At 40.1% G+C, this 18,603-nt stretch carries 18 protein-coding genes, 1 tRNA gene, 1 pseudogene and 1 other annotated feature; of the genes and pseudogenes, 16 read left to right on the forward strand and 4 right to left on the reverse strand.

Going from position 1 to position 18,603, the window contains the following annotated elements; all coding sequences use genetic code 11:
* The first annotated feature begins 139 nt into the window (after positions 1-139).
* Positions 140-371, forward strand: a binding site (T-box leader).
* Between the two features lie 374 nt (positions 372-745).
* The 7 genes from trpE to trpA are packed head-to-tail and all read left to right on the forward strand — an operon-like array spanning position 746 to position 7,005.
* Positions 746-2,107 carry an anthranilate synthase component I gene (gene trpE / locus HT708_RS02800; protein ID WP_172925941.1) on the forward strand — a complete coding sequence of 454 codons (1,362 nt, stop codon included), beginning with the start codon at positions 746-748 and terminating at the stop codon, positions 2,105-2,107.
* Complete coding sequence (locus tag HT708_RS02805; RefSeq protein WP_172925942.1) at positions 2,104-2,670, forward strand: aminodeoxychorismate/anthranilate synthase component II; 567 nt, start codon at positions 2,104-2,106, stop codon at positions 2,668-2,670. Before trpE ends, HT708_RS02805 begins: the two co-directional genes overlap by 4 nt.
* 10 nt (positions 2,671-2,680) lie before the next feature.
* Positions 2,681-3,685 carry an anthranilate phosphoribosyltransferase gene (gene trpD / locus HT708_RS02810; protein ID WP_172925943.1) on the forward strand — a complete coding sequence of 335 codons (1,005 nt, stop codon included), beginning with the start codon at positions 2,681-2,683 and terminating at the stop codon, positions 3,683-3,685.
* A complete protein-coding gene (gene trpC / locus HT708_RS02815; protein ID WP_172925944.1) occupies positions 3,682-4,449 on the forward strand; it encodes an indole-3-glycerol phosphate synthase TrpC in 768 nt (255 codons plus the stop codon). Before trpD ends, trpC begins: the two co-directional genes overlap by 4 nt.
* Positions 4,436-5,035, forward strand: coding sequence for a phosphoribosylanthranilate isomerase (locus tag HT708_RS02820; protein WP_172925945.1), 600 nt, complete (start codon positions 4,436-4,438; stop codon positions 5,033-5,035). Before trpC ends, HT708_RS02820 begins: the two co-directional genes overlap by 14 nt.
* Positions 5,013-6,236, forward strand: a complete 1,224-nt coding sequence (gene trpB / locus HT708_RS02825) for a tryptophan synthase subunit beta (protein WP_172925946.1) — start codon at positions 5,013-5,015, stop codon at positions 6,234-6,236. Before HT708_RS02820 ends, trpB begins: the two co-directional genes overlap by 23 nt.
* Positions 6,229-7,005 (forward strand): tryptophan synthase subunit alpha, encoded by a 777-nt coding sequence (gene trpA, locus HT708_RS02830; RefSeq protein ID WP_172925947.1) that lies wholly within the window; start codon positions 6,229-6,231, stop codon positions 7,003-7,005. The genes trpB and trpA overlap by 8 nt, the downstream gene beginning before the upstream one ends.
* Here trpA and HT708_RS02835 read toward each other — a convergent pair.
* Positions 6,977-7,078: pseudogene (locus tag HT708_RS02835) on the reverse strand (prepilin peptidase); the annotation flags it as partial. The gene trpA and the pseudogene HT708_RS02835 sit on opposite strands and share 29 nt — an antisense overlap.
* 229 nt (positions 7,079-7,307) lie before the next feature.
* Between HT708_RS02835 and HT708_RS02840 the strand changes: the two are divergent.
* Together HT708_RS02840 and HT708_RS02845 are read left to right on the forward strand one after the other, a co-directional pair.
* The gene (locus HT708_RS02840) at positions 7,308-8,039 is read left to right on the forward strand and encodes a hypothetical protein (protein ID WP_071478875.1); all 732 of its coding nucleotides are present in this window, start codon (positions 7,308-7,310) and stop codon (positions 8,037-8,039) included.
* Between the two features lie 14 nt (positions 8,040-8,053).
* Positions 8,054-9,205, forward strand: coding sequence for an XRE family transcriptional regulator (locus HT708_RS02845; protein ID WP_130886591.1), 1,152 nt, complete (start codon positions 8,054-8,056; stop codon positions 9,203-9,205).
* A gap of 51 nt (positions 9,206-9,256) precedes the next feature.
* On the opposite strand, the gene HT708_RS02850 is transcribed toward HT708_RS02845, so the two are convergent.
* A complete protein-coding gene (locus HT708_RS02850) occupies positions 9,257-9,916 on the reverse strand; it encodes an A24 family peptidase (protein ID WP_172925948.1) in 660 nt (219 codons plus the stop codon).
* 69 nt (positions 9,917-9,985) lie between these two features.
* On the opposite strand from HT708_RS02850, the gene HT708_RS02855 reads away from it, so the two are divergent.
* The 7 genes from HT708_RS02855 (at position 9,986) to HT708_RS02880 (ending at position 16,564) form a co-directional block, all read left to right on the forward strand.
* Positions 9,986-10,441, forward strand: a complete 456-nt coding sequence (locus HT708_RS02855) for a GNAT family N-acetyltransferase (protein ID WP_172925949.1) — start codon at positions 9,986-9,988, stop codon at positions 10,439-10,441.
* Positions 10,442-10,620: 179 nt separating this feature from the next.
* Entirely contained in the window at positions 10,621-11,622 is a 1,002-nt protein-coding gene (locus HT708_RS02860) for a LacI family DNA-binding transcriptional regulator (RefSeq protein WP_172925950.1), read from the forward strand.
* Positions 11,619-11,780 carry a hypothetical protein gene (locus HT708_RS11595; RefSeq protein ID WP_205380755.1) on the forward strand — a complete coding sequence of 54 codons (162 nt, stop codon included), beginning with the start codon at positions 11,619-11,621 and terminating at the stop codon, positions 11,778-11,780. Before HT708_RS02860 ends, HT708_RS11595 begins: the two co-directional genes overlap by 4 nt.
* Positions 11,773-12,690: a sugar ABC transporter permease gene (locus HT708_RS02865; protein ID WP_045605839.1), complete on the forward strand. Its 918-nt coding sequence runs from the start codon at positions 11,773-11,775 to the stop codon at positions 12,688-12,690. Before HT708_RS11595 ends, HT708_RS02865 begins: the two co-directional genes overlap by 8 nt.
* A 10-nt stretch (positions 12,691-12,700) precedes the next feature.
* Positions 12,701-13,591 (forward strand): carbohydrate ABC transporter permease, encoded by an 891-nt coding sequence (locus tag HT708_RS02870; protein WP_172925951.1) that lies wholly within the window; start codon positions 12,701-12,703, stop codon positions 13,589-13,591.
* Positions 13,592-13,618: 27 nt separating this feature from the next.
* Positions 13,619-15,235 (forward strand): ABC transporter substrate-binding protein, encoded by a 1,617-nt coding sequence (locus HT708_RS02875; protein WP_172925952.1) that lies wholly within the window; start codon positions 13,619-13,621, stop codon positions 15,233-15,235.
* A gap of 9 nt (positions 15,236-15,244) precedes the next feature.
* Entirely contained in the window at positions 15,245-16,564 is a 1,320-nt protein-coding gene (locus HT708_RS02880) for a glycoside hydrolase family 32 protein (RefSeq protein ID WP_172925953.1), read from the forward strand.
* A 210-nt stretch (positions 16,565-16,774) separates the two neighbouring features.
* Here the strand turns inward: HT708_RS02880 and HT708_RS02885 are convergent.
* Together HT708_RS02885 and HT708_RS02890 are read right to left on the reverse strand one after the other, a co-directional pair.
* A tRNA-Lys gene (locus HT708_RS02885) sits at positions 16,775-16,847 on the reverse strand.
* A 264-nt stretch (positions 16,848-17,111) separates the two neighbouring features.
* Positions 17,112-18,383 (reverse strand): replication-associated recombination protein A, encoded by a 1,272-nt coding sequence (locus HT708_RS02890; RefSeq protein ID WP_001113213.1) that lies wholly within the window; start codon positions 18,381-18,383, stop codon positions 17,112-17,114.
* Between the last annotated feature and the right edge of the window lie 220 nt (positions 18,384-18,603).

Here is an 18,603-nt window from a genome sequence, read left to right on the forward strand (position 1 = left end):
TACCTACGGCAAGGTGAAGTTGACGCGGTTTGAAGAGATTTTCGAAGAGTATAAAGGTGTACCGAGATGAACATCTCTTCATCAATGTCTCTGGTCGTGGAGACAAGGACCTAGCTGCGATTGCAGACTACCTAGAAGCTAAAAAATAAAAGATGGAAAAATTACAGTCCTTTCTCTCACAGAGAGCTTGTGGTTGCTGAAAACAAGCAGAGAAAACTGTAAGGTTGGGTCCATCTGAAACGAGAGAAGAAAACATAATTCTCAAGGGAGTGCCCTTTATCGCACAGCCTGTTACAGGAGGTTTCTGAGACAGGAATGAGAGATAGGAGAAATCCTATAATTGAGGTGGCACCGCGAATTTCGTCCTCACGCAAGTTATTTTGCGTGGGGATTTTTATATATTTATCGCAGATATTGCGATTAATTTTTTAAATATTTTCAATAAATAGGTCGTTATAGAATATTTACGAACGAAGTGAGTTTCTAAAAGCTGTTTCCCGCCATAGTGGTATCTTAGAGAAGCAAAGATGCTTCTATAGGACGGAATTTTTGAGAGTAAAATAGTTCGGGGAACTATTTTAGCCTGAGCCTAGAAATGAATGAGCGAGGAGCTCAAAAATTAGGTCTTTCATTTCCTGGATTTCTAAAATCATCCACTGGATAATTTTACCTCCCGTCCGCACTATTTAAGGGAAATAGAAAAAAGATAAAAAATTAAAAATAAGGAACTGAAAGGGAAATTACAATGGAACGAATTATTCATGGAGATGTCTTATCACCAATCTTGGCTTATATGCGCCTAAAGGGGCAACACAAGGCTATCTTAGAGAGTATTCCGAGAGACAAGGAAACAGCTCGTTTTTCTATCTTAGCCTATAATCCAGTTTTTGAGATTAAGTTTGAAAATGGAGTTCTTTATCAAAATGGTCAAGTGATTGATCGGGATCCCTTGGATTTTCTTTATGAAGTGACTCATAAGAGCCAGCACCATTCAGAGCTACCTTTTGGTGGTGGGGCAATTGGTTTTGTTGGTTACGATATGATTTCGCTTTATGAAGAAATTGGTCAAATTCCTGAAGATACAATTGGGACGCCAGACATGCATTTCTTTGTTTATGAGAGCTACATGGTCTTTGACCACAAGAAGGAAAAAATCCATGTCATCGAGGATTCTCTCTATAGTGAGCGCAGTCAAGAGGCCTTGGAAAAATCCTTGAACCAAGTGCTTGAGGAATTACGCATTCCTGCTCCAAATGAATTTGAAGACTTGGATCTATCTCCGTTAGACTTCAAACCCCATATCGCTCCTCAGAAGTTTGAGGAAATGGTGGAAACCGCTCGTGACTTGATTCGTAACGGAGATATGTTCCAATGTGTACTCAGTCAGCGCTTCTCAGCAGAAGTTACTGGAAATCCATTTGACTTTTACAGAAATCTCCGCGTGACTAATCCTTCTAATTACCTTTATTTCTATGATTTTGGGGATTATCAAATCATCGGAGCTAGTCCAGAAAGTTTAGTTTCTGTCAAAAATGGCATCGTGACAACCAATCCGATTGCAGGGACGCGACCAAGAGGGGCTACGGATGAAGAAGACAAGACCTTGGCGACTGACCTCCTCTCTGATGAGAAGGAAACAGCAGAACATCGAATGTTGGTAGACTTGGGGCGTAACGATATTGGCCGCATCTCTGAAACGGCCAGTGTCCAAGTTACTAAGTATATGAAGGTGGAGCTCTTCCGCTACGTCATGCATTTGACCAGCGTGGTCAAGGGGCGTTTGCTTCCAGAACTCACGGCCATGGATGCCTTGAAAGCTACACTTCCTGCTGGAACCGTTTCTGGAGCACCAAAGATTCGGGCGATGAGACGCATCTATGAACTGGAAACGGAAAAACGGGGCGTATATGCAGGAGCAATCGGCTACTTGTCTGCGACGGGTGATATGGATTTGGCCATTGCCATCCGAACCATGATTCTCAAAAATCAAAGAGCCTATGTGCAGGCTGGGGCAGGGATTGTCTACGACTCTATCGCCCAAAACGAATACCAAGAAACCATTAACAAAGCAAAATCTATGACTAGAATTGGAGAACTAAGACCATGATTTTATTGATTGACAACTATGATTCTTTTACCTATAACTTGGCCCAATACATTGGGAATTTTGCAGAAGTTCAGGTTCTGAGAAATGATGATTCCAAGCTGTATGAAGAAGCTGAAAAAGCAGATGGTCTGGTCTTTTCTCCTGGTCCTGGTTGGCCAGTTGATGCTGGAAAGATGGAAGACATGATTCGTGATTTTGCAGGCAAGAAGCCGATTCTTGGGATTTGTTTGGGCCACCAAGCCATTGCAGAAGTCTTTGGTGGTAAGCTAGGTTTGGCTCCAAAAGTCATGCATGGGAAACAGAGCAATATCAGCTTTGAAGCGCCATCTGTTTTGTATCAAGGTATTGAGGAAGGACGTGCGGTCATGCGTTATCACAGTATTTTGATTGAGGAAATGCCAGAAGACTTTGAAGTGACAGCTCGTTCGACTGATGACCAAGCCATCATGGGGATTCAACATAAAAACCTACCGATTTATGGCTTCCAGTACCATCCAGAGAGCATTGGAACGCCAGACGGCTTGTCTTCTATTCGGAATTTTATCGAGAAGGTTGTAAAGTGAGGAAACTAGGATGAAAGAGATTATTGAAAAACTAGCAAAATTTGAAAATTTATCAGGTGTGGAAATGACGGATGTCATTGAGCGTATCGTAACTGGGCGTGTAACTGAAGCGCAGATTGCTTCTCTCCTCTTAGCTCTTAAGATGAAGGGGGAAACACCTGAAGAACGCACAGCCATTGCCCAAGTCATGAGAGGATATGCCCAACATATTCCAACTGAGATTCATGATGCCATGGACAACTGCGGTACAGGTGGAGACAAGTCTTTCAGCTTTAACATCTCCACAACTGCAGCCTTTGTCTTGGCTGGTGGTGGTGTTCACATGGCAAAACACGGTAACCGCTCGATTTCTTCTAAATCTGGTTCTGCAGATGTTCTCGAAGCCTTGGGTATCAACTTAGACCTCAAACCAGCTGAACTAGGTAAGGTCTTTGATAAAACTGGAATTGTCTTTCTCTTTGCAAAAAATATGCACCCAGCAATGAAATACATCATGCCAGCTCGTTTGGAATTGGGAATTCCAACGATCATGAACTTGACTGGTCCACTGATTCATCCAATGGCCTTGGAAACACAGCTTCTTGGTATTAGTCGTCCAGAGTTTCTAGAAAGTACAGCTCAGGTTTTGAAAAATATGGGTCGCAAACGTGCCATCATAGTTGCTGGACCAGAAGGATTGGATGAAGCTGGTTTAAATGGAACAACCAAAATTGCTCTTCTTGAAAATGGCGAAATCACCTTGTCAAGCTTTACTCCAGAGGATTTGGGAATGGAAGGCTACGCTATCGAAGATATTCGTGGAGGCAATGCTCAGGAAAATGCAGAAATTTTGCTTAGCGTTCTTAAAAATGAACCAAGTCCATTCTTGGAAACGACAGTCTTAAATGCTGGTCTTGGTTTCTATGCTAATGGTAAGGTAGCTAGTATTAAGGAAGGAGTTGCCTTAGCTCGTCAAGTCATTGCTAGTGGCAAGGCCCTTGAAAAACTCAGACTGTTACAGGAGTACCAAAAATGAGTCAGGAATTTTTAGCACGAATCTTGGAGCAGAAGGCGCGTGAGGTGGAGCAGATGGAGCTGGAGGAAATCCAGCCCCTGCGCCAGACCTATCGCTTGGCTGACTATCTAAAACAACACCAAGACCGTTTACAGGTAATCGCTGAAGTTAAGAAAGCTAGCCCTAGTTTGGGAGATATCAATCTCGATGTGGATATTGTGCAACAGGCCCAGACTTATGAAGAAAACGGAGCAGTGATGATTTCGGTGTTGACAGATGAGGTTTTCTTTAAAGGGCATTTGGATTATCTACGGGAAATTTCCAGTCAGGTAGAGATTCCGACGCTCAACAAAGACTTTATCATCGATGAAAAGCAAATCATCCGCGCTCGCAATGCAGGTGCGACAGTTATCTTGCTCATTGTGGCAGCCTTGTCCGAAGAACGCCTCAAGGAACTGTATGACTACGCGACAGAGCTTGGTCTGGAAGTCTTAGTGGAGACTCACAATCTAGCTGAACTAGAGGTAGCCCACAGACTTGGTGCTGAGATTATCGGGGTCAACAACCGCAACTTGACTACCTTTGAGGTCGACTTGCAGACCAGTGTAGATTTAGCCCCTTACTTTGAGGAAGGTCGCTATTACATTTCTGAATCTGCCATTTTCACAGGGCAGGATGCGGAACGAGTAGCACCATATTTTAACGGAATTTTGGTAGGGACAGCTCTCATGCAGGCAGAAGATGTGGCCCAGAGAATCAAGGAGTTGCAGATTGACAAAGGTTAAGATTTGTGGACTATCGACCACAGAAGCGGTAGAGACAGCCATTTCAGCAGGAGTAGACTACATCGGTTTTGTCTTCGCACCTAGTAAAAGACAGGTGACTTTGGAAGATGCTGCTGAGCTGGCAAAGCCCATTCCTGCTAATGTTAAGAAGGTTGGCGTATTTGTTTCACCAAGTCGGGCAGAACTGCTAGAAGCGATTGACAAAGTTGGCTTGGACTTGGTTCAGGTTCACGGCCAGGTGGCAGATGATTTGTTTGAGAATTTGCCTTGTGCCAGTATTCAGGCTGTGCAGGTGGATGGAGAGGGTCATGTGCCCAATTCTCAGGCAGACTATCTACTCTTTGATGCCCCTGTGGCTGGGAGTGGCCAGACCTTTGACTGGGCTCAACTGGATACGACTGGATTACCTCAGCCTTTCTTTATCGCAGGTGGGCTTAATGAAGACAATGTAGTAAAAGCAATTCAACACTTTACTCCCTATGCAGTAGATGTATCAAGCGGAGTGGAGACAGATGGACAAAAAGATCATAAAAAGATTAGAAGATTTATAGAGAGGGTAAAGAATGGCATATCAAGAACCAAATAAAGATGGATTTTACGGAAAATTCGGCGGACGTTTCGTCCCAGAAACATTGATGACAGCAGTTTTGGAGTTGGAAAAGGCCTACCGTGAAAGTCAGGCAGACCCAAGTTTCCAAGAGGAATTAAACCAACTCTTACGTCAGTATGTAGGACGTGAAACTCCCCTTTACTACGCAAAAAACTTGACTCAACATATCGGCGGAGCCAAGATTTATCTTAAACGTGAAGACCTTAACCATACAGGGGCCCACAAGATTAACAATGCCTTGGGACAAGTTCTTCTGGCTAAACGCATGGGTAAAAAGAAAATTATCGCTGAAACAGGTGCTGGTCAGCACGGTGTGGCAACTGCAACTGCTGCAGCCCTCTTTAACATGGAATGTACTATCTACATGGGTGAGGAAGATGTCAAACGCCAAGCCCTTAATGTCTTCCGTATGGAGCTTTTGGGAGCCAAGGTCGAGGCTGTAACTGATGGTTCGCGCGTGCTCAAGGATGCGGTCAATGCAGCCCTTCGTTCATGGGTGGCTAATATCGATGATACCCACTATATCCTTGGTTCTGCCTTGGGGCCTCATCCATTCCCAGAAATCGTCCGTGACTTCCAAAGTGTCATCGGTCGAGAAGCTAAACAACAGTATCGCGACTTGACAGGTCGGGATCTGCCAGATGCTCTAGTAGCCTGTGTTGGTGGTGGGTCGAATGCCATTGGTCTCTTCCATCCCTTTGTAGAAGATGAATCTGTAGCTATGTATGGAGCTGAAGCAGCAGGGCTTGGTGTGGATACGGAGCACCACGCAGCTACCTTGACCAAGGGTCGTCCTGGTGTTCTTCACGGTTCTCTCATGGATGTGCTCCAAGATGCCCATGGTCAAATTCTTGAAGCCTTCTCTATTTCAGCAGGTTTGGACTATCCTGGTATCGGTCCAGAACATTCTCACTATCACGATATTAAACGTGCCAGCTATGTTCCTGTGACAGACGAAGAAGCCTTGGAAGGATTCCAACTCTTGTCTCGTGTGGAAGGGATTATCCCAGCCTTGGAATCTAGCCATGCTATCGCTTTTGCGGTGAAATTGGCCAAAGAACTCGGTCCAGACAAGTCCATGATTGTCTGTCTATCAGGTCGTGGGGACAAGGATGTGGTTCAAGTCAAAGACCGCTTGGAAGCAGATGCAGCAAAGAAGGGAGAAACTCATGCCTAAGACACTAACAGAAAAATTGAATGCCATCAAAGCAGCTGGAAAAGGAATTTTTGTTCCTTATATCATGGCTGGAGACCATGAGAAAGGCTTGGATGGTCTCGGTGAAACAATCCACTTTTTAGAAGATTTGGGTGTTTCAGCTATTGAAGTGGGCATTCCCTTTTCTGACCCTGTTGCAGATGGACCTGTTATCGAAGAAGCTGGTTTGCGAAGTCTAGCTCACGGAACTTCAACCCAGGCTCTGGTTGAAACCTTGAAAACCATTCAAACAGGAGTGCCACTGGTCATCATGACCTACTTCAACCCCCTCTTTCAGTACGGTGTTGAGAAATTTGTCAAAGATTTGGCCGATACAGCCGTTAAGGGATTGATTATCCCAGACCTGCCTCATGAGCATGCCAACTTTGTGGAGCCTTATTTGGCAGATACAGACATTGCTTTGATTCCTTTAGTAAGCTTGACCACAGGGATTGAGCGTCAGAAAGAGTTGATTGAAGGGGCAGAAGGCTTCGTCTATGCTGTTGCTATCAACGGGGTGACAGGGAAATCAGGCAATTACCGCGCAGATTTGGACAAGCACTTGGCACAACTTCATCAAGTGGCCGATATCCCAGTCTTGACAGGATTTGGCGTATCTAGTCAAGCCGATGTAGAACGCTTTAATGCAGTGTCAGATGGCGTTATCGTCGGTTCAAAAATCGTAAAAGCTCTCCACCAAGGAGAGCAGATTGAGGACTTTATCAAACAAGCAGTAGCTTACCAAAAATAATTACACAAGCAGCAAGCAAGAGGAAAGGCACGAAAGGAAGTCTTTCCTTTTTCTTTTGTAGGAGAAAGGCTAGTTTTATAATGAATTGAATCTGGAATAGTACATTATGATTCCTAAAATATTTTAAGAAAGTGATTTGAATTTCCCAATAAATTTGTTCAGTTTTTAATTGATTTTACTATAGAAGATATAATTTTCTAAATTACTCTGATATTGCAACTTTAAGAAAAAGCTAATTATTGTAGTAATTTCTTTAAGAAAATGATATAATTCATTAAAAAGAATTTGAAGGAGGAAGAATTATGTTGAATCAGGATCTCTTTGATTCGCTTGAGGCACAAAAAATTGTAGATACTTTGATGAAAGGGCAAAAAGATTATGTAGATGAACGTATAGAAAAAAGAGAGACCATGATAGTGTCGAATGGTTATGCATGGACGCGACCTAATCATATTGATACTGCATTTGCATCAGCAGATTTGTTTGAGTATAAATTAAAATTAGCAGGACAGACTTGGGGATATTTAGAATTTGAAACAAATACAGAAAAATATGGGAAAGTATTGTTAATTATAAAGGGTAAGAAGCGACTTACGAACCAATTTCCTTTGGTACAAAAAAATAAGAGTGGCTACTTATTTGAATATGCTCAGATGAATACACTTTATCTTAATCAACATTCTTCCTATAAAAATGATGAAGATAGTCATTCTTTTCCAATTCAGATGGAGTTAGTTTCTGATGAAATGATTCAAGAAATTGAACAAGCTACTAAAAATTCGAATATCGAAAAATTTATGATTTTAACTTATGAGGCGGACTCAGAAAACAATATTATATCTGTAGATGTTGTTATGCCTGATGCACGAACTGGTCAGTTACACTTGATTCAAGATTTGTCTGAGTATATTCAATCAAGTTCGTACCATTTCGAAGAAGCTAAATATCAAAATATTCCTAATTTTTCAGAATTATCGGAAACAGAAGATTTTGAAATTATTCCAAGAATAGAAAAACAAGAAGGTCAAAAGTAGTAAGGAGTATGTAAATGTTTAATGGTCGGGTATTGAAAGAATTACGGCTGTTAAATGGTTTAAGTAGAGCAGAATTAGCTCAGAGAATTGATTTAACGGAACAAGCCATTTGGCAGTTTGAGTCCAACGAAACGAAACCTAAATTATCAACCAAAATGCATTTGGCCAACCAATTTCATGTTGATTTAACTTATTTTGAACAAGAAGAAGAAAGTATTCGATTTGATTCTTCTGTAATTGCCTTTAGAAATGCAGACCTAGCAACACGGAAAACAATAGATATTCAAACTATGTATTTACATAAGGTAGATAGTTTGATTGATTATTTTGAAAGTTTTGTAATTATACCTAATATTACAATTCATGACCTAAGTAATGTAGTGAGTGAATCTTATCATAAGGGAGAATCCATTGAGGAATTGGCTCTTTATGCCAGGGAAAAATTAGGTATTTCAAAAGATAATCATGATTTGCTTTATAAATTAGAACGTTCAGGCATCTATATCGTGGAACGATTAATTAATGGCCAAGCTGATGCTTATAGCGCATGGTCAAAATTGGGAAGACCTTATATTGTGTTGGGAACGAATAAATCATCTGTACGTCGAAATTTTGACTTAGCTCATGAGCTAGGACATATTCTTTTACACAAATATAAAGATATGAATGAAGATGGCGATCGTTTGGAGCAAGAAGCAAATTATTTTGCATCATGTTTTTTATTGCCAAAAGAAGAGTTTTTAGTCAAATTTGAAGAGAGGGTTGGCAAGCGTGTCAGCAATCCTGATAGTTATATTTTATTGAAGTCGGATTTGAATGTTTCGATACAGGCTTTAGAGTATCGAGCTTTTAAGTTAGGATTATTGACTCCAAAGCAACATTCTTACTTTTATCGTCAAATTGCGCAAAAAGGTTACAAAATGATTGAACCTTTGGATGATCAAATTTTTGTAAAAAAACCAAGCAAAGTAAAGAGTATCCTGGACGTCGTTTTGAGTAATCATCTAGTCAGTCTAGCGACTATAATGTCTAAACAAAGTATTCGTTTACAGTTTATAAGCGAAATATTTTCAGTCGAAATGAAATTTTTTGATCAGTATCAAGAAGATAAAAGAACAGATCGATTTGATAACATCATTCCTTTGTACAAAAGAAATAATTTATAATTCAACTGTGAAATAATTTCATGAAGGACATATGGCAGAAATTGGACTTTATCAAACAAGCAGTAGCTTACCAAAAATAATCACACAAGCAGCAAGCAAGAGGAAAGGCACAAAAGGAAGTCTTTCCTTTTTCTTTTGCAGGAGAAAGGCTAGAATCCCCGCCGCAGAAGCAAACTGAATCAAGATGAGTAATTCTGTCGCACTAAAGACGAGAGCGCAAGAAGCCAAAAAGAGAAAATCCCCTGCGCCCATGCGGATATCGATAAAATGAGCTAAAATTCCAAGGGCAAGGAAGAAGACCATGACTAGATTCCAGCCAGAGCAGACCATTAGGATTAGGTGGAAAATCATCCAGACCAGTAGGGGATATTCCTGATGGTGAAAGTCGTAGATGCCCAAGGTCAAACCAGCAGTGATTAGGATGACTTGACTCAAGGAAAGTAATCCCCAAGACCAAGCCAGAAAGAGGAGACCTAAGCCTAGTTCCAAAAGGGCATACCAGACTGGATAAGGAGCCTTGCAGTAGCGACAGTGAAAGCGATTGAGCACCTGCGAGAGAATCGGGATCAAATCTAAGGGACGCAAGGGAGTCTGACAGGAATCGCAGTGACTAGCTGGACTGATAATGGATTGCTCTGGAAAACGGTCAATGACCAAACCAAGAAAGGAAGCGAGAATGCTCCCGACAAGAAAAAAATAAAAATCAATCATACTTATCTATTCGTAAAAAATGGGAGAAGTAGTATAATGGAGAAACATAGATAAGATGGGGAGGAAAAGATGACAATTCGTTTTGAAGAAAAGGTGAGTATAGAAAACGCTCAACGCGTACGCCAATGGTCCAACTCCCTAGGCAAATCATTTCAAGAACAATGGATGGGAACAATGATTCCTTTTCCCTTGACAATTCAAGTCTTGCAAGAGTTGGAAGGAATCTTTTCAATCTTTGAAGGACAAGAGTTTGTCGGGCTTATCCAGAAAATCAGGCTAGAAGACAGCAATCTTCATATTGGAAGATTTTTTATCAATCCTCAGAAACAGGGGCAAGGCTTAGGTAGTCAGGCTTTAAGGAAATTTGTTAGTTTGGCCTTTGAAAATGGAGACATAGATAGTATTTCTCTAAATATCTTCGAGGCAAATCAAAGAGCTCAGAATCTTTACCAAAAAGAAGGATTTGAAATCGTTCAAACTATTGAAGCACCTGTACGAAAATACATCATGAAAAAGCAGAGATAGGAAGAAACAAAGTCTTTTCCTGTGGTAGGTAGATTCCTATATATGAAATTGAAGGGATTTTAGGAAGCCAATTGGAGTGATTTTATCCATGATGGGGGAATGATCTGGATAAAAATGATTGAGAAATAGTTGCTAAAAAAGCGTTTGCATGATACTATATATTGAAAGGAGGTGATAATATGGTAGAACAAAGAAAATCAATTACCATGAAAGATGTTGCTTTAGAAGCAGGAGTTAGTGTTGGAACAGTTTCACGTGTAATTAATAAAGAAAAAGGCATTAAAGAAGTAACCTTGAAAAAAGTGGAACAAGCAATTAAAACCTTGAATTACATTCCAGATTACTACGCTAGAGGAATGAAAAAAAATCGAACAGAAACGATTGCAATCATTGTACCAAGTATCTGGCATCCCTTCTTTTCAGAATTTGCTATGCATGTGGAAAATGAAGTCTATAAGAGGAATAATAAATTACTATTATGTTCTATAAATGGTACAAATAGAGAGCAAGACTATCTGGAGATGTTGCGTCATAATAAAGTTGATGGAGTGGTTGCTATTACCTATAGTCCAATTGAACATTACCTGTCGTCAGGAATTCCATTTGTCAGTATTGACCGTACATACTCAGATATTGCCATTCCTTGTGTTTCATCAGATAATGATGCAGGTGGAAGAGAAGCAGCTAAACAATTAATTAGTAAAGGATGTCAGCATTTAGCCTTTGTGGGCGGACATAATACAACCATTAATGAAACCAAACGTCGTAGAATTTCCTTTGAAAAGTATGTCCAAGAGCATAAAATACCTCTTAGTATTTTTGATTTGGATGAGACAGTTACTGACTATCATGGGAAGCTAGAGAGTTTCTTGGAAGAAAATTCTTCTATAGATGGAATTTTTACAATTAACGACTTTGCAGCTTTAGATGTTATTGATATACTAGAAAAAAATGGCAAATGTATTCCTCATGATGTCCAAATTATTGGATACGATGGAATTAAAATGGCTGGAGATAGAGATTATCTACTTTCAACTATTGAACAACCTTTGGAAGAAATGGCCAAAGAAGCGGTTCGGATTTTGTTTGATATTCTTGATGGAAAGACTGTTAATTTGCAGACAATCCTACCAGTAAAATTTGTTGAAGGAAAAACAACAAAAAATGAAAATAAGTCTTGACAGAAAGCGCTATCAATGATAGAATGAATTCAGATAAAAAGGATTTATTTTTTAGAACAAAAATGAAACGTTTCAAAAAAGAAATAAATAGACAGCGCCAAGCGCTATCTTTTTCAGACAAAAATGAAACGTTTCAAAAAGGAGGTTGCTATGAATAGCAAAGCGAAGCAAGTTTCTCTTTGGGAAAGAATCAAGAAACAAAAACTCTTGTTATTGATGACTGTCCCTGGTTTAGTTTTAACCTTTATCTTTAAATACATTCCTATGTATGGGGTTTTAATCGCATTTAAAGATTATAATCCCTTAAAAGGAATTTTAGGGAGTGATTGGATTGGTTTTTCTGAGTTTACAAAATTCATATCCTCTCCCAACTTTGGTATCTTGTTAGCCAATACTTTAAAATTAAGTATATATGGTTTATTGCTTGGCTTTTTACCACCAATCATTCTTGCTATTATGCTCAATCAACTCTTGAGTGAAAAAGTCAAAAAACGAATTCAGCTCATTTTATACGCACCAAACTTTATCTCAGTCGTTGTTATTGTCGGTATGATTTTCCTTTTCTTTTCAGTGGGAGGACCAATTAACAATTTTCTCTCTATGTTTGGAATCAAGGCTGACTTCTTGACAAATCCAGACTTCTTTAGACCTTTATACATCTTTAGTGGTATCTGGCAAGGAATGGGCTGGGCTTCAACGCTCTACACAGCAACATTAGTAAATGTAGATCCAGCCTTAGTAGAAGCAGCCCGACTGGATGGAGCTAATATCTTCCAACGAATCTGGCACATTGATATTCCAGCTCTTAAGCCTATTATGGTTATCCAATTTGTTTTAGCTGCAGGTGGAATTATGAATGTCGGTTATGAAAAAGCATTCTTAATGCAGACATCGTTAAACTTGCCAACTTCTGAAATTATCTCTACATATGTCTATAAAGTTGGTCTTGTATCAGGAGACTATTCTTACTCAACAGCGGTTGGTTTGTTTAATGCAGTGATTAACGTAGTATTGCTTGTTGCAGTTAACCAAATCGTTAAACGCATGAATAATGGTGAAGGAATTTAAGGAGGAAAGTATGAAAAATTCGATTATGGATACAAAATTTGATAGACGTATCTTACTCTTAAATAAAATCATTATTGTCTTTATCGTTTTGATGAGTTTGCTTCCTTTACTTTATATCGTCGTAGCATCCTTTATGGATCCTAAGGTTCTGGTTAGTAGAGGAATTAGCTTTAATCCAGCCGATTGGACGGTAGAAGGTTACCAGCGTGTATTCAGTGACCAATCTATTCTAAGAGGTTTTATCAATTCTCTACTATACTCTTTTGGCTTTGCGGCTTTAACAGTCTTGCTATCTGTGTTTACAGCTTATCCTCTTTCTAAGAAAGACTTGGTAGGGCGCCGTTGGATTAACTACTTCTTGATTGTGACCATGTTCTTTGGTGGTGGTTTAGTCCCAACTTACTTGCTGGTAAAAGATTTGGGAATGCTCAATACTCCATGGGCTATCATCGTTCCCGGTGCTGTCAATGTTTGGAATATTATTCTTGCTAGGGCCTATTTCCAAGGATTGCCTGAAGAATTGGTAGAAGCAGCCGTCATTGATGGTGCAAATGATTTACAGATTTTCTTCAAAATCATGCTTCCTCTTGCAAAACCAATTATGTTTGTTCTCTTCCTCTATGCTTTTGTCGGCCAGTGGAACTCATACTTTGATGCAATGATTTATATCAAGGATCCAAATTTGGAACCATTGCAACTTGTACTTCGTAAAATTCTCATTCAGAGCCAACCAGGTCAAGACATGATTGGAGCACAAGCGGCTATGAATGAAATGAAACGTTTAGCTGAATTGATTAAATACGCAACTATTGTCATTTCCAGCTTGCCATTGATTGTTATGTATCCATTCTTCCAAAAATACTTTGATAAAGGAATTATGGCTGGTTCACTTAAAGGATAAAAAAGAAAAAATAAAAGGAGATTTCTCATGAAATTCAAAACATTCTCAAAATCAGCAGTTTTGTTGACAGCTAGTTTAGCAGTACTTGCAGCCTGTGGCTCAAAAAATACAGCTTCAAGTCCAGATTATAAGTTGGAAGGTGTAACATTCCCGCTTCAAGAAAAGAAAACATTGAAGTTTATGACAGCCAGTTCACCGTTAGCTCCCAAAGATCCAAATGAAAAGTTAATTTTGCAACGTTTGGAGAAGGAAACTGGCGTTCATATTGACTGGACCAACTACCAATCCGACTTTGCAGAAAAACGTAACTTGGATATTTCTAGTGGTGATTTACCAGATGCTATCCACAACGACGGAGCTTCAGATGTGGACTTGATGAACTGGGCTAAAAAAGGTGTTATTATTCCAGTTGAAGATTTGATTGATAAATACATGCCAAATCTTAAGAAAATTTTGGATGAGAAACCAGAATACAAGGCCTTGATGACAGCACCTGATGGGCACATTTACTCATTCCCATGGATTGAAGAGCTTGGAGCTGGTAAAGAGTCTATTCATAGTGTCAACGATATGGCTTGGATTAACAAAGATTGGCTTAAGAAACTTGGTCTTGAAATGCCAAAAACTACGGATGATCTGATTAAAGTCCTAGAAGCTTTCAAAAACGGGGATCCAAATGGAAATGGAGAGGCTGATGAAATTCCATTCACATTTATTAGTGGTAACGGAAACGAAGATTTTAAATTCCTATTTGCTGCATTTGGTATAGGGGATAACGATGATCATTTAGTAGTTGGAAATGATGGCAAAGTTGACTTCACAGCAGATAATGATAACTATAAAGAAGGTGTCAAATTTATCCGTCAATTGCAAGAAAAAGGCTTGATTGATAAAGAAGCTTTTGAACATGATTGGAATAGTTACATTGCTAAAGGTCATGATCAGAAATTTGGTGTTTACTTTACATGGGATAAGAGTAATGTTACTGGAAGTAACGAAAGTTATGATGTTTTACCAGTACTTGCTGGGCCAAGTGGTCAAAAACACGTAGCTCGTACAAACGGTATGGGATTTGCGCGTGACAAGATGGTTATTACTAGTGTAAACAAAAACCTAGAATTGACAGCTAAATGGATTGATGCACAATACGCTCCACTCCAATCTGTGCAAAATAACTGGGGAACTTACGGAGATGACAAACAACAAAACATCTTTGAATTTGACCAAGCAACTAACAGCCTCAAACACTTACCACTAAACGGAACTGCACCAGCAGAACTTCGTCAAAAGACTGAAGTAGGAGGACCACTAGCTATCCTAGATTCATACTATGGTAAAGTGACAACTATGCCTGACGATGCCAAATGGCGTTTGGATCTTATCAAAGAATATTATGTTCCTTACATGAGCAATGACAATAACTATCCAAGAGTCTTTATGACACAGGAAGATTTGGACAAGATTGCCCATATCGAGGCAGATATGAATGACTATATCTACCGCAAGCGCGCTGAATGGATTGTAAATGGCAATATTGATGCTGAGTGGGATGCTTACAAGAAAGAACTTGAAAAATACGGACTTTCTGATTACCTCGCTATTAAACAAAAATATTACGACCAATACCAAGCAAACAAAAACTAGAGGTTGATTATGGGAGATAAGAAATACACAGTAGAAAAAGCCAATCGTTTTATAGCAGAAAATAAACATCTCGTTAATACTCAATATAAGCCTGAAGAACATTTTTCAGCTGAGATTGGTTGGATCAATGATCCAAATGGATTTGTTTATTTTCGTGGAGAATACCATCTCTTTTATCAATTCTATCCATATGATAGTGTTTGGGGATCTATGCACTGGGGACATGCTAAAAGTAAGGACTTGGTGACTTGGGAGCACTTGCCAGTGGCACTTGCTCCTGATCAAGATTATGACCGAAATGGTTGTTTCTCAGGCTCTGCCATTGTCAAGGATGATCGCCTCTGGCTCATGTACACTGGGCATATCGAAGAAAAAACCGGTGTCCGCCAAGTGCAAAATATGGCATTTTCAGACGACGGGATTCACTTTGAAAAGATTGAACAAAATCCAGTTGCAACAGGAGCAGACTTGCCAGATGAGTTGATTGCTGCTGATTTCCGTGATCCAAAACTCTTTGAAAAAGATGGACGCTATTACTCCGTAGTAGCTGCCAAACACAAGGATAATGTGGGCTGTATCGTTCTACTAGGGTCCGATAACCTAGTAGAATGGCAGTTCGAATCCATCTTTTTAAAAGGAGTAGAACACCAAGGCTTTATGTGGGAATGCCCAGATTACTTCGAGTTAGATGGGAAAGATTGCCTTATTATGTCACCCATGCGTTATCAGCGTGAGGGAGACTCATATCATAACATCAACTCATCGCTTTTGTTCACGGGTAAGGTAGAGTGGGGAGAAAAATGTTTTATCCCAGAATCAGTTCAAGAAATTGATCATGGCCAAGACTTCTATGCGCCTCAAACATTGTTGGACGATCAAAATCGTCGTATCCTGATTGCTTGGATGCAGACATGGGGGCGTACCCTTCCAACCCATGACCAAGAACACAAGTGGGCATGTGCCATGACTTTACCTAGAATTCTAAGATTGGAAGATGGCAAACTAAGACAATTCCCTGTTAAAAAAGGCCAATATCAAATCCAAATAGATAAAGATTGTCATTACCACTTAGGAAATGATATAGATTATCTTGAATTTGGTTATGACAGTAATGTGCAGCAAGTTTACATTGATCGTAGCCATCTTATTCAAAAAATTCTAGGTGAAGAAGAACAGGACACTAGTCGACGGTATGTAGATATTGAAGCTAAAGAATTGGAAGTTGTTCTAGATAAAAATTCCATCGAGATTTTTGTCAATCAAGGCGAAGCAAGCTTGACGGCAACCTATTACTTAACAGTGCCAGCTGAGCTATCACGAATTGATTAAAAATTAAGTTATTTCTCCTAAAGAAAAAGTTCTCTTTCTAAAATAGTGGAAAGAGGACTTTTTGTGTTTTGGGTATATAAGCTTAGTTTATGGTATTTGTAAAATTGGTGTTGGATTATGATTTAAGCTAGTTTTCTAAAGAATTTGAAAAAAAATTTTATTTAAGCAAAAAAAGCCCTATATTATAAGACTTTTCCTGTTGTATTTAGATGCCCCCTACAGGGATCGAACCTGTGACCCACGGATTAAGAGTCCGCTGCTCTGCCAGCTGAGCTAAGGAGGCAAAGAAAAAAGCTGTATTGGTGCCGAAACTTCACGGTTTGTATTGAACCCGCGCAATTAAGCAGGTGGGCAACTCGCTCTAACTGAAGCTGTTTCCGTGTGAGACGGCCTACATGCTGTTAGAAGACTTTTGTTTCCCTAATAATACAAAAAATAGTCGGTCAACACTTAAGTGTGAAGTCGTACACCACAGCGTTTCTATATTTATATGATACCACTTTTTCAAAAAAAATCAAGAGGAAAGTGCAATTTTTTGAAAAGGATTTCAGATTTTTCGCAAATGGTCGATAGCTTCCTTTCTTTGAGCCAAAGCCCGTTCATATTTACCAGTATCTTCTGCTTGGAAATAGTGATGATTACGAATTTTTTCTGGCAGATAGTCTTGCTTGACCCAATTTCCAGGATAGTTGTGTGGATAGAGATAGTCTTGGGCATTCCCCAGTTCCTTGCTTCCACTGTAGTGCCCATCACGCAGGTGTCGCGGAATAGGCAAGTGCCCTGATGTTTTGAGGTCAGCAAGTGCCTTATCCATAGCTACATAGGCTGAGTTGGATTTTGGAGAAAGGGCCAAATCAATCACGACATTGGCAATGAGAATGCGGGCTTCTGGGAACCCAATCTTCTGGGCGGCATCCAGAGCAGTCACGGTATGAATCTGGGCCTCAGGATTGGCTAAGCCGATATCTTCATAGGCGATAACAGTCAAGCGACGAGCGAGACTAGGCAGATCCCCAGCCTCAATCAAGCGGGCAGTATAGTGGAGACTGGCATCCACATCTGAGCCACGAATAGACTTTTGCAGGGCAGATAGAACATCATAGTGACCGTCTCCATCCTTGTCCATAGTGATGTAGCTTCTCTGAAGACTATTTTCCATGATGTCTAAGGTGATGTGGCGAATGCCCTCGTCATTCTCAGGGGTAGAGAGAACAGCCAAGTCCAGTGAGTTAAAGGCAGAGCGAAGGTCTCCGTTTGTAGAGGTTGCGATGAAATCCAGCGCATCCTCATCTAGTTCTATTGGAAAATCAAAACCACGTTCAGGGTTACTTAGAGCTATCTGCAGGGCCTCTTTGACGTCTTGGTTAGACAGAGGTTCCAACTCGAAAATTTGAACTCGGCTACGAATGGCAGGAGTGACAGAGAAGAAAGGATTTTCAGTCGTTGCTCCAATCATGATGACCAGTCCACTTTCCAAGAGAGGCAAGAGGAAGTCTTGCTTGGTCTTATCTAGTCGATGAATTTCGTCTAGCAATAGGACGAGACCACCAGAAAATTTAGCTTCTTCCGAGATTTCTTGCAGTCGCTTTTTACTATCAACTGTCGCATTGAAAGTTCGAAAGGCATACTTGGTCGTTCCAGCGATGGCAGAGGCAATACTGGTTTTGCCGATTCCAGGAGGGCCATATAGAATCATGGAGGACAGGCGGTTGGCTTCCACCATGCGGCGGATGATTTTTCCAGGTCCGACCAGATGCTCCTGACCGATGACCTGGTCGATGGTTTTAGGGCGCATGCGAAGCGCGAGATTGTCTGGCATAGCAGTCCTTTCTAGCGTGGATTTGAGTAGAATGACTCATCTACTATATCTTACTATGTCCATTCTAGCCTATTAGTTGTGATATTTCAATGGTTTTGTAATAATCAGGGAGTGAGATAGAATCTTTTTGACTATTTAATTTAATGAGGAGAGGTATCAGAATGAGAAATTTGATTTTCCTTAAAGCTCAAAATAGGATAGTTGAGCCTAAAGAAGTGGA

Source organism: Streptococcus sp. 3613, from assembly GCF_013277375.1.
GTDB lineage: Bacteria > Bacillota > Bacilli > Lactobacillales > Streptococcaceae > Streptococcus > Streptococcus pseudopneumoniae.